Source organism: Streptomyces pactum, assembly GCF_002005225.1.
In the GTDB taxonomy this organism is placed as follows: Bacteria; Actinomycetota; Actinomycetes; order Streptomycetales; family Streptomycetaceae; genus Streptomyces; species Streptomyces pactum_A.
Map to the genome: position 1 here is coordinate 6,561,136 of NZ_CP019724.1, position 21,997 is coordinate 6,583,132.

General features: G+C 74.8%; 16 protein-coding genes, 1 pseudogene and 1 riboswitch. Of the genes and pseudogenes, 2 read left to right on the forward strand and 15 right to left on the reverse strand.

The genetic code is table 11. From position 1 onward, the window contains the following. Positions 1 to 33: 33 nt before the first annotated feature. A complete protein-coding gene (locus tag B1H29_RS28150; protein WP_055416268.1) occupies positions 34 to 1,131 on the forward strand; it encodes an amidohydrolase family protein in 1,098 nt (365 codons plus the stop codon). A gap of 391 nt (positions 1,132 to 1,522) precedes the next feature. Here B1H29_RS28150 and cobC read toward each other — a convergent pair whose 3' ends face one another. The 6 genes and pseudogenes from cobC to cobM all read right to left on the reverse strand — a co-directional run bounded on the left by cobC (position 1,523) and on the right by cobM (position 8,107). Further along, on the reverse strand, positions 1,523 to 2,611 hold the full coding sequence (gene cobC / locus B1H29_RS28155; protein WP_234392938.1) for an Rv2231c family pyridoxal phosphate-dependent protein CobC: 1,089 nt from the start codon (positions 2,609 to 2,611) through the stop codon (positions 1,523 to 1,525). Further along, complete coding sequence (locus B1H29_RS28160) at positions 2,583 to 3,500, reverse strand: sirohydrochlorin chelatase (RefSeq protein WP_055416266.1); 918 nt, start codon at positions 3,498 to 3,500, stop codon at positions 2,583 to 2,585. Before B1H29_RS28160 ends, cobC begins: the two co-directional genes overlap by 29 nt. A 149-nt stretch (positions 3,501 to 3,649) precedes the next feature. Further along, positions 3,650 to 4,210 (reverse strand): annotated as a pseudogene (locus tag B1H29_RS28165) (precorrin-8X methylmutase); the annotation flags it as partial. After that, a complete protein-coding gene (gene cobJ, locus B1H29_RS28170) occupies positions 4,207 to 5,889 on the reverse strand; it encodes a precorrin-3B C(17)-methyltransferase (protein WP_055416265.1) in 1,683 nt (560 codons plus the stop codon). The pseudogene B1H29_RS28165 and the gene cobJ, both read right to left, overlap by 4 nt. After that, the gene (locus B1H29_RS28175; RefSeq protein ID WP_055416264.1) at positions 5,886 to 7,238 is read right to left on the reverse strand and encodes a bifunctional cobalt-precorrin-7 (C(5))-methyltransferase/cobalt-precorrin-6B (C(15))-methyltransferase; all 1,353 of its coding nucleotides are present in this window, start codon (positions 7,236 to 7,238) and stop codon (positions 5,886 to 5,888) included. The genes cobJ and B1H29_RS28175 overlap by 4 nt, the downstream gene beginning before the upstream one ends. After that, positions 7,235 to 8,107 (reverse strand): precorrin-4 C(11)-methyltransferase, encoded by an 873-nt coding sequence (gene cobM / locus B1H29_RS28180; protein ID WP_234392936.1) that lies wholly within the window; start codon positions 8,105 to 8,107, stop codon positions 7,235 to 7,237. The genes B1H29_RS28175 and cobM overlap by 4 nt, the downstream gene beginning before the upstream one ends. Before the next feature lie 86 nt (positions 8,108 to 8,193). Here cobM and B1H29_RS28185 point away from each other — a divergent pair, with 86 nt between their 5' ends. Then, a complete protein-coding gene (locus B1H29_RS28185) occupies positions 8,194 to 8,922 on the forward strand; it encodes a ZIP family metal transporter (protein ID WP_055416263.1) in 729 nt (242 codons plus the stop codon). An 11-nt stretch (positions 8,923 to 8,933) separates the two neighbouring features. Here B1H29_RS28185 and cobI read toward each other — a convergent pair whose 3' ends face one another. The 9 genes from cobI to B1H29_RS28230 form a co-directional block, all read right to left on the reverse strand. Beyond that, positions 8,934 to 9,665 (reverse strand): precorrin-2 C(20)-methyltransferase, encoded by a 732-nt coding sequence (gene cobI / locus B1H29_RS28190; RefSeq protein WP_055417668.1) that lies wholly within the window; start codon positions 9,663 to 9,665, stop codon positions 8,934 to 8,936. Beyond that, the gene (locus B1H29_RS28195; protein WP_055417667.1) at positions 9,662 to 11,041 is read right to left on the reverse strand and encodes a cobyrinate a,c-diamide synthase; all 1,380 of its coding nucleotides are present in this window, start codon (positions 11,039 to 11,041) and stop codon (positions 9,662 to 9,664) included. Before B1H29_RS28195 ends, cobI begins: the two co-directional genes overlap by 4 nt. Continuing rightward, positions 11,038 to 11,637: a cob(I)yrinic acid a,c-diamide adenosyltransferase gene (gene cobO, locus B1H29_RS28200; protein ID WP_055416262.1), complete on the reverse strand. Its 600-nt coding sequence runs from the start codon at positions 11,635 to 11,637 to the stop codon at positions 11,038 to 11,040. The genes B1H29_RS28195 and cobO overlap by 4 nt, the downstream gene beginning before the upstream one ends. Next, complete coding sequence (locus B1H29_RS28205) at positions 11,637 to 13,661, reverse strand: putative cobaltochelatase (protein ID WP_055416261.1); 2,025 nt, start codon at positions 13,659 to 13,661, stop codon at positions 11,637 to 11,639. The genes cobO and B1H29_RS28205 overlap by 1 nt, the downstream gene beginning before the upstream one ends. Before the next feature lie 169 nt (positions 13,662 to 13,830). After that, positions 13,831 to 17,481: a cobaltochelatase subunit CobN gene (gene cobN / locus B1H29_RS28210; protein ID WP_055416260.1), complete on the reverse strand. Its 3,651-nt coding sequence runs from the start codon at positions 17,479 to 17,481 to the stop codon at positions 13,831 to 13,833. After that, positions 17,478 to 18,986, reverse strand: a complete 1,509-nt coding sequence (locus tag B1H29_RS28215; RefSeq protein ID WP_055416259.1) for a cobyric acid synthase — start codon at positions 18,984 to 18,986, stop codon at positions 17,478 to 17,480. The genes cobN and B1H29_RS28215 overlap by 4 nt, the downstream gene beginning before the upstream one ends. Then, positions 18,983 to 19,948, reverse strand: a complete 966-nt coding sequence (locus B1H29_RS28220; protein WP_055416258.1) for a cobalamin biosynthesis protein — start codon at positions 19,946 to 19,948, stop codon at positions 18,983 to 18,985. The genes B1H29_RS28215 and B1H29_RS28220 overlap by 4 nt, the downstream gene beginning before the upstream one ends. A 100-nt stretch (positions 19,949 to 20,048) precedes the next feature. Further along, positions 20,049 to 20,187, reverse strand: a riboswitch (cobalamin riboswitch). Between the two features lie 159 nt (positions 20,188 to 20,346). Beyond that, positions 20,347 to 20,568: a hypothetical protein gene (locus tag B1H29_RS28225; protein ID WP_055416257.1), complete on the reverse strand. Its 222-nt coding sequence runs from the start codon at positions 20,566 to 20,568 to the stop codon at positions 20,347 to 20,349. 34 nt (positions 20,569 to 20,602) lie between these two features. Further along, positions 20,603 to 21,841 carry an inorganic phosphate transporter gene (locus tag B1H29_RS28230; RefSeq protein ID WP_055416256.1) on the reverse strand — a complete coding sequence of 413 codons (1,239 nt, stop codon included), beginning with the start codon at positions 21,839 to 21,841 and terminating at the stop codon, positions 20,603 to 20,605. Positions 21,842 to 21,997 lie beyond the last annotated feature (156 nt).

Here is a 21,997-nt window from a genome sequence, read left to right on the forward strand (position 1 = left end):
GAACCCTCCCGGTGCCCGGTCTAAGGTGCGGGCATGAGCGATCGCACGGTGCTGCACGTGAAGGGTCGGGTGCTCGTCGGGCCGCGGGACGAGGACGTCCGCGACGAGCTGTGGGTGATCGACGGCCGGATCTCGTACGACCGCCCCGCCGGGGCCGCCGACGTCCGCACCGTCGAGGGCTGGGCCCTGCCCGGCCTGGTCGACGCGCACTGCCACGTCGGCCTCGACCAGCACGGGGCCGTCCCCGAGGACGTCGCCGAGAAGCAGGCGCTGACCGACCGCGAGGCGGGCACCCTCCTCATCCGCGACGCGGGCTCCCCCTCCGACACCCGCTGGATCGACGACCGCGAGGACCTCCCGAAGATCATCCGGGCCGGCCGGCACATCGCCCGCACCCGGCGCTACATCCGCAACTACGCCTGGGAGGTCGAGCCCGAGGACCTCGTCGCCTACGTCGCCCAGGAGGCCCGGCGCGGGGACGGGTGGGTGAAGCTGGTCGGCGACTGGATCGACCGCGACCTCGGCGACCTGTCCGCGTGCTGGCCGCGCGGCGCCGTCGAGGCGGCGATCGCGGAGGCCCACCGGCTGGGCGCCCGCGTCACCGCGCACTGCTTCGCCGAGGACTCCCTGCGCGACCTGGTCGAGGCCGGCATCGACTGCGTCGAACACGCCACGGGCCTGACGGACGACACCATCCCGCTCTTCGCCGAGCGGGGCGTCGCCATCGTGCCCACCCTCGTCAACATCGCCACCTTCCCGGCGCTCGCCGACGGCGGCGAGTCCAGGTTCCCGCGCTGGTCGGCCCATATGCGCCGGCTCCACGAACGCCGCTACGACACCGTGCGCGACGCCTACGACGCCGGCGTCCCGGTCTTCGTCGGCACCGACGCGGGCGGCTCCCTGGCCCACGGCCTGGCGGCGGCGGAGGTCGCGGAGCTGGTCACCGCAGGCATCCCGCCCGTCGAGGCCCTCGCCGCGACCACCTGGGCCGCCCGGCGGTGGCTCGGACGTCCCGGCCTGGACGAGGGCGCACCGGCGGACCTCGTGGTGTTCGACGCGGACCCGCGCGCGGACGTGCGCGCGCTCGCCGCTCCGCGCCGGGTGGTGCTGAACGGGCGGGTCGTCGGTTGACCGACAGGGGGGCCGCCGGGGAGCACCCGCGCCGTGACATGCGAAAGGACGGGCGGAAACCGGATCGGGGGAGCGAGGGGGGGGCGCCGACCGGGGGAACGAGGGCGGCCGGCCGCGGGAAGTGCGGTCGGCCGTCGGCCCGGGGCGGCCGCGACCGCGCTGTCCCCGGTGGCGGCCGCGGCCGCGGGGTTCCCCGCCGACCGTCTCCCCTCCTCCCGGGCCGCGGGCACGGCTGACGAGCGGGCCGGGCGGGTGGCCCGGACGGGTGGGGCCGGCGCGGGCGCGGGCCGGGCCGGGCGGGCACACGCGGGACCGAGTGGCGAAGACACCGGAGGGCTCAAGCGATCGGGACCGACCCGGCGGTGCCCGGCCCCCCGTCGGACCGTGAGCCTCAGACCGTTCCCGCCGCCGCCCGCCCCAGCGCCCGCAGGAAGCCGTCCGTCGTCGCCCGGTCCCGTACCGCCAGCCGCAGCCACTCCTCGCCCAGACCCGGGAACGTGTCCCCGCGCCGTACCGCGTACCCGAGGTCGCGCAGCCGGTGGCGTACGGCGGCGGCGTGCGGCAGGCGGACGAGGACGAAGGGGCCCTCGGCGGGGCCGGCGACGCGCAGTCCGGCGCCGGCGAACCGCGCCAGTCCGGCGACGAGATGGGCCCGGTCCGCGGCGATGCGGTGGGCCGCGTGGGCGGCCTCCGCCAGCGCCCGCGGCGCCACGCACGCCTCGGCGGCCGCCAGCGCGGGCGTGGACACGGGCCACAGCGGCTGGGCGCGCTCCAGTTCCGCGATCGTCTCCGGGGCCGCCAGCACGTAACCGACGCGCAGCCCGGCCAGCCCCCACGTCTTGGTGAGGCTGCGCAGGACGACCAGCCCCGGTACGTCCGTCCGCCCGGCCAGCGCCTCCCGCTCGCCCGGTACCGCGTCCATGAAGGCCTCGTCCACGACCAGCGTGCGCCCGGGGCGCGCCAGTTCCGTGAGCGCGGCCGCCGGGTGCAGCACCGAGGTGGGGTTCGTCGGGTTGCCGAGCACCACCAGGTCGGCGTCCTCCGGGACGGCCGCCGGGTCCAGCCGGAAGCCGTCCGCCTCCCGCAGCAGCACCCGGTCGACCGGGTGCCCCGCGTCCCGCAGCGCCGCCTCCGGCTCGGTGAACTGCGGGTGCACCACGACCGGCCGGCACACCTTCAGCGCCCGCGCCAGCAGCACGAACGCCTCCGCCGCGCCCGCCGTCAGCAGCACCCGCTCCACCGGCAGGCCGTGCCGCGCCGCCACCGCCGCCCGCGCGGCCCGCCCGTCCGGGTAGGCCGCGAGGGAGCCGAGCGAGGCGGCGACGTGCTCGCGCAACCAGGCCGGGGGCGTGTCCGCTCGGACGTTCACCGCGAGGTCCACCAGCGCCGAGCCGTCGTCGCGGACCTCGGCGTCCCCGTGATGCCGCAGGTCGGGGCCGTGCCCCCCGGCCTCAGTGTGCATGGGAGTGTGCGTGTCCATGCCCGTGATGGTGCCCGTGGTGGTGATCGCCGTCGTCGTCGGGGTGGAAGTGCGGCTGCTGCGGCAGCCCCACCTTGTCCTCGAAGCCGGGCAGCGCGATCCGGTACACGCACGAGTCGCAGTTCATCCGGAGATCGCCCTTGACGGCCTCCTCGTACCGCTCCCACACCAGGTCGAGCAGCTCCGGCTCGGGCCCGATGACGTCCGCCGACCGCACCCCGGTCTCCGGATGCGCCGCCGCCCACTCCTCGGTCTGGTGCCGGACGCGGTCCGGGAGGATGCCGGTGAACAGGAAGTACGGCAGGACCACCACCCGCCGCGCCCCCAGCCGCACGCACCGGTCCAGGCCGCCCGGCACGTCCGGCTTCGCCAGCGACACGAACGCCGTCTCCACGGCCGCGTAACCGCGCCCCTCCCACAGCAGCCGCGCCGCCTTGAACACCTCGGCGTTGGCGTCCGGGTCCGTCGACCCGCGCCCGACCAGCAGCACGGTCACCTCGGAGGGGTCCCAGGACGGGTCGACCGCCTCCGCCAGCCGCCGCTCCAGCACCCGCAGCAGTGCCGGGTGCGGGCCGAGCGGGCGCCCGTAGGTGTACGTGATGCCGGGGTGCCGCTCCTTCTCGCGGGACAGCGCCGCCGGGATGTCGCCCTTGGCGTGCCCGGCGGACACCAGCATCAGCGGCACCGCGGCGAACCGGCGCACACCGCGCTCGACCAGTTCGGCGACCGCCTCGCCCAGCGGCGGCGGGGACAGCTCGATGAAGCCGCCCGCGACGGGCAGTGCGGGGTGGCGGCGGCCCAGTTCGCGCACGAAGTCGCGGAAGGCCTCGGCTCCGGCCTCGTCCCGGGTGCCGTGTCCGGCGATGAGCAGGGCGGGCGGGGTCGTCACAGGTTCTCCTCGGGTTTCTGGGACACGGCGTTCTCGGACACGGCGTCGTCCTCGTACACGGCGTGGTTCTCGGGCACGGCGTGGTTCTCGGGCACGGCGTGGTTCTCGGGCACGGCGTGGTTCTCGGGCACGGCGTGGTTCTCGGGGTGGTGGTACAGCAGGGCGTTCAGCGCGGCCGCGGCCACCGCCGACCCGCCCTTCTCGGACACGTTGCTCACGGCGGGCAGCCCGCTCTCCCGCAGCGCGGCCTTGGACTCGGCCGCCCCGACGAAGCCGACGGGCAGCCCGACGACGAGCGCGGGGGAGGCGTCCAGGGTGAGCAGCTCCTCCAGGGCGGTCGGCGCACAGCCGATCACCCAGAGCGCACCGGGCCCGACCTGCTCGTAGGCGAGCCGCACGGCGTGCGCCGAACGCGTCAGCCCGGGACCGGCGACGGCGTCCTTCAGCCGGCAGACGGTCGGCCGCCGGGTGATCCCGGCCGCGACCATCTCCACGTCCACGACGACCGGCGCCCCGGCGTGCAGCGCGGCATGCGCCGCCGCCAGCTCGTCCTCGTCCATGACGAGGTCGGACGCGTACTCCAGGTCGGCGGCGGAGTGGATGACCCGCTCCACCACCGCCCGGGTCAGCGGCGGGAAGCGCGAGGTGTCCAGCCGGGCGCGCAGCCGCCGGAAGGACTCCTGCTCGATGGGGTGCACGACACGGCTCACTTCGGCTCCTCCTGCCAGCGGTAGCCGCGCGGCGTCACCATGCGCCCGGCGATTTGACGGGTCGCGGTGTTGCCCACCGTCACGACCGTCATCATGTCGACCGTCGCCGGGTCGAGAGCGGCGAGCGTGGTCAGGCGGCTGGACTCGTCGGCCCGCGACGCGTTGCGTACGACCCCGACCGGCGTCGCCGGCTCCCGGTGCTCCGCGAGGATCGCCAGCGCCTTGGGCAACTGCCAGTCGCGGCCTTGGCTGCGCGGGTTGTAGAACGTCACGACGATGTCCGCCTCGGCCGCCGCCCGCACCCGGCGCTCGATGACCTCCCACGGCGTGTGCAGGTCGGACAGGCTGATCGACACGTGGTCGTGGCCGAGCGGTGCCCCCAGGATCGCGCCGGCCGCCAGGGCCGCCGTCACCCCGGGCACGCCGACCACGTCGATGTCGTCGGACGCCTCCGCCAGCGCGGGGGAGGCCATCGCGTACACCCCCGCGTCCCCGCTGCCGATGAGCGCGACGGCGTGTCCGCGCCGGGCCTCCTCGACCGCGGTCCGCGCGCGCTCCTCCTCCGCGCCGAGCCCCGACTCCAGGACCCGTGTGCCCGGCCGCAGCAGGTCGCGGATCTGGTCGACGTACTGGTCGAGACCGACCAGCACCGAGGCCCGCCGCAGCTCCGCCCGCGCGCGCGGCGTGACCAGGTCCCGGGCGCCCGGCCCGAGCCCGACCACCGCGAGCCGCCCGCGCCCCGGCCGCCGCACGACGGCACACGTCGCCATCGCGGGACGCGCCGCCGACTTGCGCTTGGGCACGAGGAGTTCACCGCCGCGCACGAGCGCCGCCGCCTCCGCGACCGACGGGGTGCCCACGGCCGCGAGCGGGGCGTCCGAGGGGTTGGGCACCGCGACGTCCGCCAGCTCCCCGGCGGAGTACGTCACGAGGGGCACGCCGAGCCGCTCGGCCGCCCCGACGATGCCGGGCTCCTCGGCCTTGGCGTCCACGGTGGCCAGCTCGGCGACCGACGCGGCGGACAGCCCGGCGTCCCGCAGGGCCCCCTCCACCAGCCCGAGCACCTCGTCGAGCGGCGCGCCCCTGGAGGCGCCGACGCCGACGACCAGGGACGGCGGACGCAGCACGGCCTCACGTTCGGCCGGCTCCACCAGGCGGTCGGTCAGCCGTACCGTGTACGCCCCTTCCCCGGTGACGGGCAGCGGCGGCAGCGGCCAGCTCACCTCCGCCCGCAGCGCCACCGGCTCGCCGTCCAGCAGGGCCCGCGAGACCCCGGCGACATCGCCCTCCACGGGCAGCCCGAGCGTGTCCAGGCCGGCCAGGCCCACGGCGTCCGTCGCCGTCGTCACCACCGGCTCGGCTCCCAGCACCCCACCGACCGCGAGGGCGAGGTCGTTGGCGCCGCCCCCGTGGCCGCCGACCAGCGACACGGCGAACCGCCCGCCCTCGTCGACGCAGACCACACCGGGATCGGTCCGCTTGTCGTCCAGCAGCGGCGCGACGAGCCGTACCACGGCCCCCGTGGCGAGGAAGCAGACGAGCTGCTCGCACTCGGCGAACGCGGTCCGCACGGCGTCCGCGACGGGACCCTCGTACACGCGCGTGCGGTCGGGCCACGCCGTGGCCAGCCGGTCCCGCGCGGCCGCTCCCGCCGCGGTGGCGGAAATGAGGCCGATCAAGGGGCAACTCCTTCGGTACGGCTGTGCGGCCTCACGCCCCACAGCAGGAAGACGGGATTGGTGGCCGCGAGCCGGGTCACGTCTCCCGGCAGCGGCGCGAGCCGGGACGACTGCAGCAGCACCCCGTCGCACTCCAGCCCGGCGTCGAGCAGCGCCTGACGGGCCGCCGGCACCCGGTCCAGCGCGGCCATGGCGACGACCACGGTGCGCCGCGCCCGGCGCGCGCACCCCGCGACGATCGCGGGCAGTTCGCGCCCGCCACCGCCGACGAACACGGCGTCGGGGTCCTCGCCCAGGTCGGACAGCGCCGTGGGCGCCGCCCCCTGCACCACCCGCACGTCGACGCCGTGCGCGGCGGCGTTGGCGCGGACGCGCTCGACACCGTCCGGCGTCTTCTCGACGGCGGTGACGGCGGCGCCCAGCCGCGCGCACTCCACGGCCACGGACCCGGAGCCCGCCCCGACGTCCCACACCAGGTCACCGGGGCGGGGCCCGAGCCGGGCCAGCGCCAGCGCCCGCACCTCGAACTTCGTGATCATCGAGTCGCGGTGCGTGAACTCGGCCTCGTCCAGCGCCCATCCGGCCCACTCGTCCGGCTCGCGGCGTCCGGCCCGTCCGTCGGGTCCGCTCGCCGTGGCCGACCGGGCCGGCTCGCCACGCGGGTCATGTCCGGCCGGCCCGGCGGAGAGGGCACGCCCCGCCCGCCCGGGACGCGGTCCGGCGATCGTCCGCACCGGCCCCAGCGCCCGCGCCTCGTCCAGGCACAGCACCACGCTCACCGCCGCCCCCCAGTCCCGGACGGCGGCCTCGGCGGGCGTGACCCGCTCCACGCGCTCCTCGGCGGAGCCCAGCGCGGACGCGACGACGAGGACCCTCGGCCCGTCCCCCAGCGCGGCCCCCAGTTCCGCCGGCCCCGCCCCGGGCCCCGTCAGCACGGCGACCTTCGGGTGCGCCCGGCACAGGTTCACCGCGGTCCGCAGGTCCCGCCCGTGCGCGCTGGCCACCACGGCGTCGTCCCACGGCAGCCCGGCCCGCGCGAAGGCGGCGGCGACGGAGGAGACGCCGGGCCGGACGTCGAGCCGCCGAGGCCCGAACCGCTCGGCCAGCACCCGCACGATCCCGAAGAACCCCGGGTCACCGGAGGCCAGTACGACCACCCGCCGCTGCTCGGCGACGTACTCCGCGACCGTGTCGAGGGCGGGCGCCAACGCCCCGAGGACGATCCGCTCGGCCCCCCGGGGCAGCCGTACGGCGTCCAGGTGGCGCCGTCCGCCGACGACCAGCTCGGCACCGGCGGCGACGTCCTCGGCAGGCGGCGTCCCGGCCCCCATGCCCACCACCGTGATCACGTGCTCGCACCCCGCGTGCGCAGCTCCCGGCGCGCCTTCGGGTCGGCCTTGCGATAGCCGTGGAAGTGCCCCGGGTGGTACAGGTGCGAACGGGTGCCGTGCGCGTCGAGGGCCGGGCCGACCAGGAAGAGGGTGTGCTTCCAGAGCTTGTGCTCCTTGACCGTCTCCTCCAGCGTGGCGATCGTGCACCTCACGACCAGCTCCTCCGGCCAGGTGGCCTGGTAGGCGACGACGACCGGCGTCTCGGTCGGGTAGCCGCCCTCCAGCAGCTCCCGCACCAGTTGGCCGCTGCGGGCCGCCGACAGGAAGATCGCCATGGTGGTGCCGTGCTTCGCGAACTCGCGGACCTCCTCCCCGGGCGGCATCGGCGTCTTGCCGCCGCCGAGCCGGGTCAGCACGACGGACTGCGCGACCTCCGGGATGGTCAGCTCCCGCCGCGCGAGCGCGGCGACCGCGGAGAAGGCGGAGACGCCCGGCACGATCTCGGTCGCGATGCCGATCTCCGCGCACCGGTCCACCTGCTCCTGCGTACCGCCCCACAGGGCCGGGTCGCCGGAGTGGATGCGGGCCACCCGCAGCCCCTCCTGGCGGGCCCGCCGGTAGACGGCGACGACTTCCTCCAGCGACATCGTCGCCGAGTCCAGGACCTCCGCGTCCTCGCGGGCGTGCTGGAGGACCTCCGCCTGGACCAGGCTCGCCGCCCAGATCACGACGTCGGCCTCGCCGATGGCACGCGCCGCGCGGAAGGTCAGCAGGTCGGCCGCGCCGGGCCCGGCACCGACGAAGGTCACCCTGCCGGCGGGGCCCTCGGCCGCTGAAGCCTCGGAAGCCACGGAAACCTCGGGAGCCACGGGGGCCTCGGAAGCCATGGAAATCGGTCCTCTCCTACGCATATTTACTGCGGTTGTCGCTGTCGTGCGCACGGATGCGCGCTCGGATCGGATAGCAAGGGCGCATGGCGGTCTTCGTCGCGCTCGGCGCGTTCCTGATGACGCTGGCCGGCGGCTGGACGGCACAGCGCGTGACCGACCGGCGCCACCTGGTCCTGGGCCTGGCCGGCGGCCTGATGCTGGGCGTGGTCGGCCTCGACCTGCTGCCGGAGGCGCTGGAAGCGGCGGGCGACGAGGTGTTCGGCGTGCCCGAGGCACTGCTGCTCTTCGTCGCCGGATTCCTGCTCGCGCACATGGTGGAGCGGCTGCTGGCCGCCCGTCGCGCCGCGCACGGCGCCGACGAGCACGGACAGCGTTCGCCCCAGGTGGGCCTGACGGCCGCCGCCGCGATGGTGGGGCACAGCGCGATGGACGGCGTGGCGATCGGCGCGGCCTTCCAGGTCGGCGGCGGCATGGGCGTGGCGGTCGCGATGGCCGTGATCGCCCACGACTTCGCGGACGGCTTCAACACCTACACGCTCACCAGCCTGTACGGGAACGCCCGCCGCCGCGCGATCGCGATGCTGGTCGCCGATGCCCTGGCTCCCGTGGCCGGGGCCGCGTCCACCCTGTTCTTCACCATCGCGGAGGGCGTACTCGGCGCGTATCTCGGCCTGTTCGGCGGCGTACTGCTCTACCTCGCCGCCGCCGAGATCCTCCCCGAGGCCCACCACGAGCACCCCGCCCGCTCGACCCTGCTGTGCACGGTCGCCGGCGCGGCGTTCATCTGGCTGGTGGTGGGCGTCGCCGAATGAGGCACCCCCGCTCACAACTTGCCGCCCCGCCCGCCCTCGCGCCGCGCGGGCGCGATGAGCGTCGACAGATAGGGCAGCGGCGCACCGTCCAGCTCCGCCGCCGCCCGCACGGACTCCTCCGGTAGCCCCAGCGCCGACCCCCACACGGCGTCGCCCAGCCGCCCGGTCTCCCGCAGCGCCTCGGCGACCTCGGCCGCCTGCCGGCCGAACTTGTAGGCGACGACCGTGCCCGGCCCGTTCAGCGCGTCCTTGAGCACGGCGGCCCCCGCGGTGACCGGCACCAGCGTCAGCGGCTCGGTGCCCTCGGTCAGCACGGCGCCCGACCGCGCCGCGAGGTCCTGCATGGCGGTGATGCCCGGCACGGTCTCCACGGCGGTGCCCGGCACGAGTTCGCCGACGGTCTGCGCGAGATAGGTGAAGGTCGAGTACACGTTGGGATCGCCGATGGTGGCGAAGGCGACGTGGCCGTGGTCCCTCAGCAGCCCGGCCACCCGCTCCCCGGCCGCGTCCCAGGCCGCCTCGCGCCGGACCCGGTCGGTGCGCTCGTTCAACGCGAACACGACCCGTACGACCTTCTCGGCGCCCACGTAGTGCAGCACGGTCGCCTCGGCCCGCCCGCGCTCGCCCGTGTCCATGACGGGCACGACGACGACCTCGGCGGCCCGCAGCGCGTTGACCCCCTTGACCGTCACCAGCTCGGGGTCTCCGGGCCCGACCCCCACCCCGGTCAGCCTGCTGCTCATGACGTCCGGCACCTCTCCACGAACCGACGGGCGACACCGGGCTCGGACGCCCAGTGCGTGTGCAGATAGCTCGCGTGCACACCGCGCTCCACAAATCCCTCGACGCGCCGCTCGGGCGCCCGCATCCCCCACGCCGGCGCCGCCCCGGACCCCGGCTCCACGGCCGTCCGGTGGAACTCGTGCCCCCGCATCCGCGTCCCCGCGACGGCCAGCGCACTGTCGGACACGGCCACGGCGTCCCGGTAGCCCAGCGTCAGCCGCTCCGACATCCGCGCGGAGGCGTCCAGCACCCCGCACATGGGCAACCCGTCCAGCTCCCGGCACAGATACAGCAGCCCGGCACACTCGGCGGCGACGGGCGCCCCGCCGAGGGCCAGCTCGGAGACCGCCTTGCGCAGCGGCTCGTTGGCGGACAGCTCGCAGGCGTACACCTCGGGGAACCCGCCCCCGACGACGAGCCCCCGAGTGCCTTCCGGCAGCTCCTCGTCCCGCAACGGATCGAAGGTGACGACCTCTGCCCCGGCGGCGGCGAGCAGCTCGGAGTGCTCGGCGTAGGAGAACGTGAACGCGGCCCCACCGGCGACGGCGACGCGCGGCGGCGACTTCTCGACCGACCGGGTCGGGCGGTCGGCGGGCAGGGGCTCGGGGGTCCAGGGGGCCAAGCCACCCGGCAACGGCCCGGCAGCCCGCGCCAGCCCGGCCAACGCCTCCAGATCACACCCGCCGGAGACCTGCGCGGCCATCGCCGCGACGGCCTCCACCGCCTGCGCGCCCCGCTCGGCGACCGGCACCAGCCCCAGATGCCGCGACGGCGTCTCGACCTGAGCGGCCCGCCGCAACACCCCCAGCACCGGCACCCCGGCCGACTCCAGCGCCTCCCGCAACAGCGCCTCGTGCCGATCCGACCCCACCTTGTTGAGAATCACGCCCCCGACCCGCACCTGAGGGTCCCAGGACGCGAACCCGTGCACCAGCGCCGCCACCGACCGCGACTGCGACGAGGCGTCCACGACCAGCACCACCGGCGCCCGCAGCAGCTTCGCGACCTGCGCGGTGGACGCCAGCTCACCTTCCCCGGCGGCCCCGTCGTACAGCCCCATCACGCCCTCGACGACCGCGATGTCACATCCGCGCGCCCCGTGCAGGAACAGCGGAGCCACCAGCTCCGCCCCGCACAGGTAGGCGTCCAGGTTCCGCCCCACCCGCCCGGTGGCGAGCGCGTGGTACCCGGGGTCGATGTAGTCCGGCCCGACCTTGTGCGGCGACACGGCGAGTCCGCGCGCGGCGAGCGCGGCCATCAGCCCCGTGGCGACGGTGGTCTTGCCGCTGCCCGAGGAGGGCGCGGCGATGACCAGCCGGGGGACGGAGGAGGTCACCACTCGATTCCCCTCTGCCCCTTCTGCCCCGCGTCCATCGGGTGCTTGACCTTGGACATGTCGGTCACCAGGTCGGCGAGGTCCACCAGCTTCTCCGGAGCGTTCCGCCCGGTGATCACGACGTGCTGGGTCCCGGGCCGGTCCCGCAGCACGGACACGACCTCGTCGGTGTCGACCCATCCCCAGTGCATCGGGTAGGCGAACTCGTCCAGCACGTAGAGCCTGTACGTCTCGGCGGCGAGGTCCCGCTTGACCTGCTCCCAGCCCTCCCGGGCCTTCTCCTCGTTGTCCATCTGCGCGTCGCGCTGGACCCAGGACCAGCCCTCGCCCATCTTGTGCCAGTCGACGGACCCGCCCTCGCCGCTGGCGCCCAGCACCCGCAGCGCGTTCTCCTCGCCGACCTTCCACTTGGCCGACTTGACGAACTGGAACACCCCGATCGGCCAGCCCTGGTTCCAGGCCCGCAGCGCCAGCCCGAAGGCGGCGGTGGACTTGCCCTTGCCGATGCCCGTGTGCACCACGACCAGCGGCCGGTTGCGTCGCTGACGCGTCGTCAGTCCGTCGTCCGGTACGACACTCGGCTTGCCCTGCGGCATTACGCGGCCCTCCTGCTGCCCTGAACGTCCTTCACCAGACCGGCGATCGAGTCAGCCCGCAGCTCGTCCAGCGTCACCGCCGTACCGCCCAGCTCACCGGCGAGCTGCCCGGCCAGCCCCAGTCGCACCGGTCCCGACTCGCAGTCCACGACCACGGACGCGGTGCCCTCGGCCGCGAACAGCCGCGCCGCACGCCCCGCGAGCGCCACCGGCTCGGGGCCCCCGGTGGCCCGCCCGTCCGTCACCACCACGACCAGCGCCCGCCGCGCCGGGTCCCGCAGCCGCTCCACCCGCAGCACCTCGTGCGCCTTCAGCAGCCCGGCCGCCAGCGGCGTCCGCCCGCCCGTCGGCAGCGACTCCAGCCGGACCGCCGCCGCGTCCACCGACGAGGTCGGCGGCAGCGCGACCTCGGCGGCCGAACCCCGGAAGGTCACCAGCCCCACCTTGTCCCGCCGCTGGTAGGCGTCCAGCAGCAGCGACAGCACGGCACCCTTCACGGCGCTCATCCGCTGCCGCGCCGCCATCGACCCGGAGGCGTCCACGACGAACAGCACGAGGTTGCCCTCACGCCCCTCGCGGGTCGCCTGCCGCAGGTCGTCCCGGCGGACCACCAGACCGGGCCCCGAGCGGCCCCGCGCCCGCTGGTGCGGCGCCGCCGCCCGTACCGTCGCCGCCAGGTGCAGCTTGGTCAGCGCTCCCCGGGGCCGGCGGGCGCCGGTGGTCCGCCCGTGCTCGGTCCGCGCCCGCGAACGCCGCCCGGCGGCGCCCTCGCCGAGCCCGGGCACGCTCAGCACCTTGGTGCGGAACGGCTCGGCCGCCCGTGCGGGGGACTGCTCACCGGCACCGCCGGTGGGCTGGGGCTCCCCGCCCTCCCCGGCCTCGGGGCGCGCGGCGGCGTCCCCGTCGCCCTGCGGGGCGTCGTCGGGTTCCGGCTGCCCACCGGGGCCACCGGGGCCACCGGGACCGTCGGGACCCGGGTCCGGATCGTCGTCCCCGCCGCCGTCCCCGTCCTGCCCGCCGAACTCCTCCAGCGTCTCGTCGAGCTTGTCCTCGTCCAGCCCCGGCGCGTCGAACGGGTTGCGCCGCCGCCGGTGCGGCAGCGCCAGCAGCGCCGCCTGCCGCACGTCCTCCGCCAGTACGTCCGTCCGCCCGGCCCACGCCGCCAGCGCGGTCGCGGTCCGCGCCATCACGATGTCGGCCCGCATGCCGTCCACCTCGAAGGCGCTGCATGTGGCAGCGATCTGCCGCAACGCCCCCTCGCCCAGCGACACAGACGGCAACAACTGCCGCGCCGCCACGATCCGCGCCCGTACGGCGGCCTCCTCGTCGGCCCAGCGCGCGGCGAAACCGGCCGGGTCGTCGTCGTACGCCAACCGGCGCCGTACGACCTCCACACGTTGGTCGGGTTCGCGCGAGGCGGCGACCTCCACGGTCAGCCCGAAGCGGTCCAGGAGCTGCGGACGCAGCTCGCCCTCCTCCGGGTTCATGGTCCCGACCAGCAGGAACTTCGAGGCGTGCCGCACCGACACACCCTCGCGCTCGACGTAGGAGGCGCCCATCGCGGCGGCGTCCAGCAGCAGGTCGACCAGGTGGTCGTGGAGCAGGTTGACCTCGTCGACGTACAGGATCCCGCGGTGCGCGTCGGCCAGCAGGCCCGGCTCGAAGGCCTTCACGCCCTCCGCGAGTGCCCGCTCGATGTCGAGCGCGCCGACCAGCCGGTCCTCGGAGGCACCGACGGGCAGCTCCACCATCCGCGCGGGGCGGGAGGCGAAGGCCCCCGGCTCGTGCGGGCCGTCCGGGCAGCCGGGGTCGGGTGCGTCCGGGGCGCAGGAGAACCGGCACCCGGAGACGACGTCCACCTCCGGCAACAGCGCCGACAGCGCACGCACCGCCGTGGACTTGGCGGTGCCCTTCTCGCCGCGCACCAGCACACCGCCGACGGCCGGGCTCACCGCGTTCAGGAGCAGGGCCAGGCGGAGGTCGTCCTGTCCGACCAGGGCGGTGAAGGGATAGGGCGTGCTCACGCGATGATCACTCCTTCGGGTAGCTCAGTCGAGAAACGCGCGCGACTCACATGTCGATCAGCGATGGTGAATGCCTGCTCCCCGCCGATGCGGGGATGGTCCGTCCCGTTTCTCCGGGTCCAAGACGTACTCGGTGTGCTTCCCGCACTCGCGGGGGTATCCAGGGAGATCACGCATCTCCCTCCAGATCTCCCTCGAGTTCGAGGTAGGTCGCCCGGAGTCGGTCCAGGGTTTCCTGGTCCGGCTCCGCCCACAGCCCGCGGTCTGCCGCCTCCAGGAGCCTTTCCGTGATGCCGCGCAAGGCCCAGGGGTTGGACTTCCGCATGAACTCCTGGTTCTCGGGCGAGAACACGTACTCCGCCGACAACTTCTCGTACATCCAGTCGTCCACGACCCCGGCCGTGGCGTCGTACCCGAAGAGGTAGTCCACGGTGGCCGCCATCTCGAAGGCGCCCTTGTAGCCGTGCCGCCGCATCGCCGCCATCCAGCGCGGGTTGACCACCCGCGCGCGGAACACCCGGTGCGTCTCCTCGCCCAGCGTCCGGGTCTTCACCTGGTCGGGAGTGGCCGAGTCGCCGACGTACGCCTCGGGCGAGGCCCCCGTCAGGTGCCGCACCATGGCGACCATGCCGCCGTGGTACTGGAAGTAGTCGTCGGCGTCGACGAGGTCGTGCTCGCGGGTGTCCACGTTCTTCGCGGCGACCGCGATCCGCCGGAAGGCCGTCTCCATGTCCCCGCGCGCGGCGCGCCCGTCGAGCCCGCGCCCGTAGGCGTAGCCGCCCCACACCGCGTACACCTCGGCGAGGTCCGCGTCGGAGCGCCAGTTGCGGGCGTCGATCAGCGGCAGCAGACCGGCGCCGTACGCGCCCGGCTTGGAGCCGAAGACGCGCGCGGTGGCCCGGCGCCGGTCGCCGTGCTCGGCGGTGTCCGCGTCGGCGTGCGCCTTCACGAAATTGGACTCGGCGGGCTCGTCCAGCTCCGCCACCGCCCGCACCGCGTCGTCGATCAGCCCCACGACGTGCGGGAACGCGTCCCGGAAGAAGCCCGAGATACGCACCGTGACATCGACGCGCGGCCGGCCCAGCTCGGCCGGGGGCACGATCTCGAAGCCGGTGACCCGGCGCGAGGCGTCGTCCCACACCGGACGGCAGCCCAGCAGCGCCAGGATCTCGGCGATGTCGTCGCCCTGGGTGCGCATGGCGGACGTGCCCCACACCGTGAGGCCGACGGACTTCGGGTACTCGCCGGTGTCGCTCAGATAGCGCTGGATCAGCGAGTCCGCGAGGGACTGGCCGACCTCCCAGCTCAGCCGGGACGGGATCGCCTTGGGGTCGACGGAGTAGAAGTTCCGGCCGGTCGGCAGCACGTTGACCAGACCGCGCGTCGGCGAACCGGACGGTCCGGCCGGGACGTAACCGCCGTCCAGGGCCCGCAGGATGTGCCCGATCTCGTCCGTCGTCCGGGCGAGCCGCGGCACGACCTCGGTGCAGGCGAACTCCAGCACGGCCACCGCCTCGGGGAGTTCGGCGCGCAGCACCTCCCGTACGAGGGGGGCGCTCTCGGCGACCGCCCAGCCGCGCTCCTCCATGCCCTCGGCGATCCGCCGGCAGAGCTGCTCCAGCAGGTCGATCGCGTCGGCGGCGCTGCGGGCCGGCCCCTCGACCAGGTCCGTCAGCTCCACCGGCACCTTCACCGGGGCGCCCGGCTCGGCCAGCAGGTCCTTCTCCACCAGCCCGAAGTGCTCGGCCAGCGAGGCCCGCAGGCCGGGCAGCGCGTTCGCCTGCCCGCCCCACACCTGCGAGGCCCGCAGCACCGCCAGGACGAGGTTCACGCGCGGCTCGCCGACCGGGCCGCCGCCCAGGATGTGCAGGCCGTCGCGGATCTGCACGTCCTTGATCTCGCACAGGTAGCCGTCGATGTGCATGACGAACTCGTCGAACGCGTCGTCGTCCGGCTGGTCGTCCACGTGCAGGTCGTGATGGAGCTCGGCCGCCTTGACCAGCGTCCAGATCTGCGCGCGGACCGCCGGCGCCTTGACCGGGTCCAGGTCGGAGACGAGCGCGTACTCGTCGAGCAACTGCTCCAGCTTGGCCAGGTCGCCGTACGTGTCGGCGCGCGCCATCGGCGGGACGAGGTGGTCGACCACCGTGGCGTGCCCGCGCCGCTTGGCCTGGGTGCCCTCGCCGGGGTCGTTGACGATGAACGGGTAGATCAGCGGCAGGTCGCCCAGCACCGCGTCCGGGGCGCAGCCGGCGCTCAGCCCGAGCCCCTTGCCGGGCAGCCACTCCATCGTGCCGTGCTTGCCCATGTGCACGATCGCGTCGGCGCCGAAGCTGTTGTCGAGCCACCGGTAGGCCGCCATGTAGTGGTGCGACGGAGGCATGTCGGGATCGTGGTAGATCGCGATCGGGTTCTCGCCGAAACCGCGCGGCGGCTGGATCATGACCACGACGTTCCCGAACCGCAGGGACGCGAGCACGATGTCGTCCCCGTCGACGTACAGCGAGCCCGGCGGCTCGCCCCACGCCTCGGTCATCGCGTCCCGCAGCTCCGGGTCCAGCTTCTCGAACCACGCCCGGTAGTCGGCCAGCGGCACCCGCGCGGGCGCCGCCGAGAGCTGGTCCTCCGTCAGCCACTCGACGTCGTGGCCGCCCGCCTCGATGAGCCGGTGGATCAGCTCGTCGCCGCCGGAGGGGTACTCGGTGAGCGAGTACCCCGCGTCCCTGAGCGCGTCCAGGACCCGCACCGCCGAAGCCGGGGTGTCGAGACCGACCGCGTTGCCGACGCGGGAGTGCTTGGTCGGGTACGCGGTGAAGACCAGCGCGAGCTTCTTGTCGGCGTTCGCCTTGTGCCGGAGCGCCGCGTGCCGTACGGCGATCCCGGCGACCCGCCCGGCCCGCTCCGGGTCGGCGACGTAGACCGGGACGTCGTCGGGGCCCTGCTCCTTGAACGAGAACGGCACCGTGACCAGCCGCCCGTCGAACTCCGGGATGGCGACCTGCATCGCCGCGTCCATCGGGGACAGCGCGGCGTCGGACGCCTCCCAGGCGGCGCGGGAGGAGGTGAGGCAGAGCCCCTGCAGCACCGGGACGTTCAGGTCGGCCAGCGCGCCGATGTCCCAGGCCTCCTCGTCACCGCCCGCCGACGCCTGCGAGGCGTGCGTGCCGCCCGCCGCGAGGACGGTGGCGACCAGGGCGTCGGCCCGGCCCAGCAGCTCGTACAGCCCCGGGTCCGCGCCGCGCAGCGAACCGCAGTACACGGGCAGGGCGTTGGCGCCGTGCGCCTCGATCGCCTCGCACAGCGTGTCGACGAAGGCGGTGTTGCCGCTGAGCTGGTGGGCGCGGTAGAAGAGCACGCCGACCGTCGGGCGGCCCGCCACGACGGCACGGGAGCCGTGGACGCCGAACTCCGGCATCTTCTCCGGCTCGTCGAAGCCCTCGCCGGTCAGCAGCACGGTGTCGGAGAGGAACCGGGCGAGCTGGGTGAGGTTGGCGGGCCCGCCCTCGACCAGGTAGCGCAGCGCCTCCGCCACCACCCCGGCCGGCACCGACGACTCCGCCATCAGCTCCGCGTCCGGCACGCTCTCGCCGCCCAGCAGGACGGTCGGGATGCCGGCGGCCTTGAGCGCGGCGAGCCCGTCCTCCCAGGCGCGCTTGCCGCCCAGCAGGCGTACGACGGCGACGTCCGCGCCCTCGACGAGCCCCGGCAGCTCCTCCTGTACGTCGACCCGGGTCGGGTTGCCGATCCGGTAGGCGGCGTCCGACGCGCGGGCCGCCAGCAGGTCCGTGTCGGCGGTCGACAACAACAACACTGTGCTCATGCGGGCGCTCCCGGTGGAATGAAGGGCAGTCCTTGTGGCGCGCCGGACTCGATGAGCCGCCACAGCGCGTCCGTGTCCGCGTGGTGTTCGATCAGGTCGCCGAGCCGGTCGAGCTGCTCCTCGCGCAGCGCGGCGAACGAGGTGTCGGGGGCCGGAACGAAGCGGCGGCCCGCGGCGGCGGCCACCTCGCGCAGGAACGCCCGCCGGAAGCCGTCCGACTCCAGGGAACCGTGCCAGTGCGTGCCCCAGGTCCGTCCGACCCGGCAGCCGTCCAGGAACGCCTCCCCACCGGTCACTTCGGCGATCCCGTGATGGATCTCGTACCCCTCGACGCGCTCGCCGAGGGCCTCGCCCACCGGCCGGGTGAGGGTCTTCTCGGGGGCGAACCGCACCCGCACGGGGAGCAGCCCGAGCCCGTCGACGTGCCCGGCGCGGGACTCGACCTCGTCCTCGATGTGCTCGCCGAGGAGCTGGAACCCGCCGCAGACGCCGAGTACGGGCCTGCCGTCGGCGGCCCTGCGCGCGAGGGCGTCCGCGAGCCCGCGCTCCCGCAGCCACTGAAGCGCCCGGACCGTCCCGCGCGTCCCCGGCACGATGACGAGATCGGCGTCGGCGAGCTCCTCCGGCCGGTCCACGAAACGCACCACGACCCCGGGTTCGGCGGCCAGCGCGTCCACGTCCGTGAAGTTGGACATCAACGGGACGGCGCAGACGGCGACCCGCAGCACCTCCGCACCGACCGGCGGCGCCACCACCGACTCCCGCACCGTCCCCCTGAGCGAGACCCGCAGCCCGTCCTCCTCGTCGATGCCGAGCCCGTGCCGGAACGGCAGGACACCGTACGTCCGCCGCCCGGTGAGCCCCTGGAGCATCTCCAGTCCGGGCTCCAGCAGCGACACGTCGCCCCGGAACTTGTTGACGAGGAACCCGGCGACCAGCGCCTGGTCCTGGGGCGACAGCAGCGCCACCGTGCCGAAGAAGGAGGCGAAGACGCCCCCGCGGTCGATGTCGCCGACGACGAGGACGGGGAGCCCGGCGCCCCGGGCGATCCCCATGTTCACGATGTCGGTCCGGCGCAGGTTGATCTCGGCCGGACTGCCCGCCCCCTCACAGATCACCGCGTCATACGTGCCCCGCAGCTCGGCCAGGCAGTCCAGCACCGTGCCGAGCAACTGCCGCTGCCGCCCGCCGTGGTAGCCGCGGGCGCTCATCTCGCCGACCGGCTTGCCGAGCAGCACGACCTGGCTGCTGCGTTCACCGCCCGGCTTGAGCAGCACCGGGTTCATCAGCGCGGTGGGCTCCACGCGGCACGCTTGCGCCTGCATGGCCTGCGCCCGCCCGATCTCGGCGCCCTCGCGGGTCACGAAGGAGTTCAGCGACATGTTCTGCGCCTTGAAGGGCGCGACCTTGACGCCCTGGCGCACCAGCCAGCGGCAGATCCCGGCGGTGACGACGCTCTTGCCGGCGTCGGAGGTGGTTCCGGCGACGAGAAGGCCACCGTTCATGACGTACGTCCCTTCCTGAGGGCCCCGCGTGCGAGCAGCCGAGCGCCCGCGCACACGCCGAGCGCCAGCCAGCCCACGCGCCGGGAGAGCCGGACGGCCCGGTCGATGTCGCCGGAAGCGGCCCGGACGGCGCGCCCCGCGGCCCCGTTGAGGACGGGGCGGTGCTCCACCCGCCCGCCGTAGGAGAGCGTCCCGCCGAGCCGTACGCCCAGGGCGCCCGCGAAGGACGCCTCCACGGGGCCGGCGTTGGGGCTCGGGTGCCGGACGGCGTCGGCGCGCCAGGCCCGTACGGCGCCGCGCGGATCGCCGCCGGCCACGGTGGCCAGGACGGCGGTCAGGCGGGCGCCCGGCCAGCCCGCGAGGTCGTCGAGCCGGGCCGAGGCCCAGCCGTACCGCCGGTACCTGGCGGACTTGTGGCCGACCATGGCGTCCAGGGTGTTCACGGCCCGGAAGCCGAGCAGCCCGGGCACTCCGCCGACCGCGCCCCACACCAGGGCGCCCACCACCGCGTCCGAGGTGTTCTCGGCGACGGACTCCACGACGGCCCGGGCGATCCCGTCGGCGTCCAGTGCCTGCGGGTCCCGTCCGCACAGGTGCGGCAGCCGTGCGCGGGCCGCCTCGACGTCCCCGGCGTCCAGGGCCCGGCCGATGGCGAGGGCCTCGCGGGCGAGCGAGGTGCCGCCGACGACGGCCCAGGTGGCGGCGCCGGTCAGTGCGACGGAGGCGGCGGGGGAGCGGCGTACGGCGCGGGCGGCGGCGGTGCCCAGGGCGGCGGCGCCACCGGCGCACACGGCGGTGTGCAGCGCACCCCGGCCCCGGTGGTCCCGCCACAGCACCCGTTCCACGGCACCGGCGGCACGGCCGAACGCGGCGACCGGGTGTCCGCGGCGCGGATCGCCGAGGAGGAGGTCACCGAGAAGGCCGGCGGCGGCACCGTACGCGAAGACGCGTTCGGCGCGCACGGCTCAACCGGCCGCGGGGCGGGGGAGCGTGTCGCTGGTGTACCTGGAACGGCGGCCGCGCATGGCGATATGTCCTCACTCAGGGTTTCCGCGCCCTGGTTGGAAGAGACCGGCGGTGAGAGTTCCTGGCTCCCGGGGTCTGCACCCCGGTCACAGTGGCGGGACCGCGCCGGATTCGCACCGGGCTTCCTCTCCTGCCGCCGCATTGGCTCCGGCAGTCCACCACGGCCCGCGAACACCCGTCAACCTGGCGTTGACCTGCAACGGGGGAGTGTGCGAAGGCCCACACGCGGGCGGTGTGCACCGGCGTGCGAAGAACACGAGAAGAAGCGGGGCGCGGGACGGTCCGAGTCCGTCCCGCGCCCCGCTTCAGGGGAGCGCGTGGTGTGCGCGGTCGCTCAGGCGACGATCAGGTAGATGCCGTACGCCACCGCCGCCGCGCAGGCAGCGAAGCAGGCGTACGCGCCGGTGACCGCGAGGGCCGCGGAGCCGCCCTGGGCGGTCGCCCGCTCCTGGCGGGAGAGTCCGACGATGCCGAGGGTGAACAGGCCCACCAGGGCCACGGTGGCCACGAGGCTGACCCCGAAGACGGAGCCGAGAGCTGCCCAGTCGATGCTCATGGAGGTTCGCTTTCCTTCGTACCGCGGCGCGGGATCAGACGGAGGTGGTGGCCGAGGAGGCCTTGGAGCCGGACCCGGGCCCCGGGGCGGCGGCCGCCGCCAGGTCCTCGGTCACGCCCGTCGGGGGCGGGGAGACGGCGGCCATGGCCGTGGTCACCACACCGGACGGCTCGGGCTCGTCGACGACGTTGTTGTGGTCGACGACCTCGCGCCGGGAGAGCTTCCAGATGGCGGCGCTGGAGGCGACCAGGAAGACCGCGACGAGGGCGGTGCCCCAGTCGCCCAGGCCGCACACCCACTCGGCGAGCGCGGCGACCAGGGCCGCGGCCGGCAGGGTCAGGCCCCAGGCGACGAACATCCGGGTGGCCGTGGACCAGCGCACCACGCCGCCCTTGCGGCCGAGGCCCGCGCCCATCACCGCGCCGGAGACCGAGTGCGTGGTGGAGAGGGAGAAGCCGAGGTGGGAGGAGGCGAGGATGACCGTGGCGGCGCTGGTCTGGGCGGCGAAGCCCTGCTGCGGCTGGAGGTCGGTCAGGCCCTTGCCCATGGTGCGGATGATGCGCCAGCCGCCGAGGTAGGTGCCGAGGGCGATGGCGATGCCCGCGGACAGGATGACCCACATGGGCGGGTCGGAGTCGGGGGCGAGGGCGCCGCCGGCGATCAGGGCGAGGGTGATGATGCCCATCGTCTTCTGGGCGTCGTTGGTGCCGTGGGCCAGCGAGACCAGGCCGGCGGAGGCGATCTGCCCGGCGCGGTAGCCCTTCGCGGCGGCCTTGCCGTCGGCCTTGCGGCCGAGCTTGTACGTCAGCCGTGCGCCGAGCAGCGCCGCGACGCCCGCGACGAGCGGGGCGGCGATCGCCGGGATCAGCACCTTGGTGACGAGGGCGTCGCCGTTGACCGCGCCGACGCCCGCCGAAGCGACCGCGGCACCGATCAGGCCGCCCATGAGGGCGTGCGAGGAGCTGGACGGGAGGCCGACCAGCCAGGTCAGCAGGTTCCAGAGGATCGCGCCGACCAGTGCGGCGAAGATGACCTCGGGACGGATGCCGGTCTCGTCGACGAGACCCTTGGAGATCGTGTTGGCGACCTCCACCGAGAGGAAGGCGCCGACAAGGTTGAGGACGGCGGACATCGCCACCGCCACCTTGGGCTTGAGCGCACCGGTCGAAATGGTCGTTGCCATCGCGTTCGCGGTGTCGTGGAAACCGTTCGTGAAATCGAACGCGAGTGCGGTTACTACCACAATCGCGAGGATCAGCGAGAAGCTTTCCATTTACCCAGGCAATCGTTCGAGGTCATTGGCTGGACGAACGTAGGTAACCAGAGTGAACGGAAGATGAACTGGGCAGGGCGCCACGGTGACCGGAACCGGTGCCGCCGCCTCCCTCTGTGTGCCCGGCCCGATGCTCTCCGGAGACGTGCCTGGCAG

Coding starts and splice junctions, on each gene's coding strand:
- B1H29_RS28185 (WP_055416263.1), top strand. CDS start 8,194: ATGGCGGTCTTCGTCGCGCTCGGCGCGTTCCTGATGACGCTGGCCGGC.
- B1H29_RS28230 (WP_055416256.1), bottom strand. CDS start 21,841: ATGGAAAGCTTCTCGCTGATCCTCGCGATTGTGGTAGTAACCGCACTC.
- cobN (WP_055416260.1), bottom strand. CDS start 17,481: ATGAGCACAGTGTTGTTGTTGTCGACCGCCGACACGGACCTGCTGGCG.
- cobI (WP_055417668.1), bottom strand. CDS start 9,665: ATGAGCAGCAGGCTGACCGGGGTGGGGGTCGGGCCCGGAGACCCCGAG.
- cobO (WP_055416262.1), bottom strand. CDS start 11,637: ATGCCGCAGGGCAAGCCGAGTGTCGTACCGGACGACGGACTGACGACG.
- B1H29_RS28225 (WP_055416257.1), bottom strand. CDS start 20,568: ATGAGCATCGACTGGGCAGCTCTCGGCTCCGTCTTCGGGGTCAGCCTC.
- B1H29_RS28215 (WP_055416259.1), bottom strand. CDS start 18,986: ATGAACGGTGGCCTTCTCGTCGCCGGAACCACCTCCGACGCCGGCAAG.
- cobM (WP_234392936.1), bottom strand. CDS start 8,107: ATGGCTTCCGAGGCCCCCGTGGCTCCCGAGGTTTCCGTGGCTTCCGAG.
- cobC (WP_234392938.1), bottom strand. CDS start 2,611: ATGGACACGCACACTCCCATGCACACTGAGGCCGGGGGGCACGGCCCC.
- B1H29_RS28150 (WP_055416268.1), top strand. CDS start 34: ATGAGCGATCGCACGGTGCTGCACGTGAAGGGTCGGGTGCTCGTCGGG.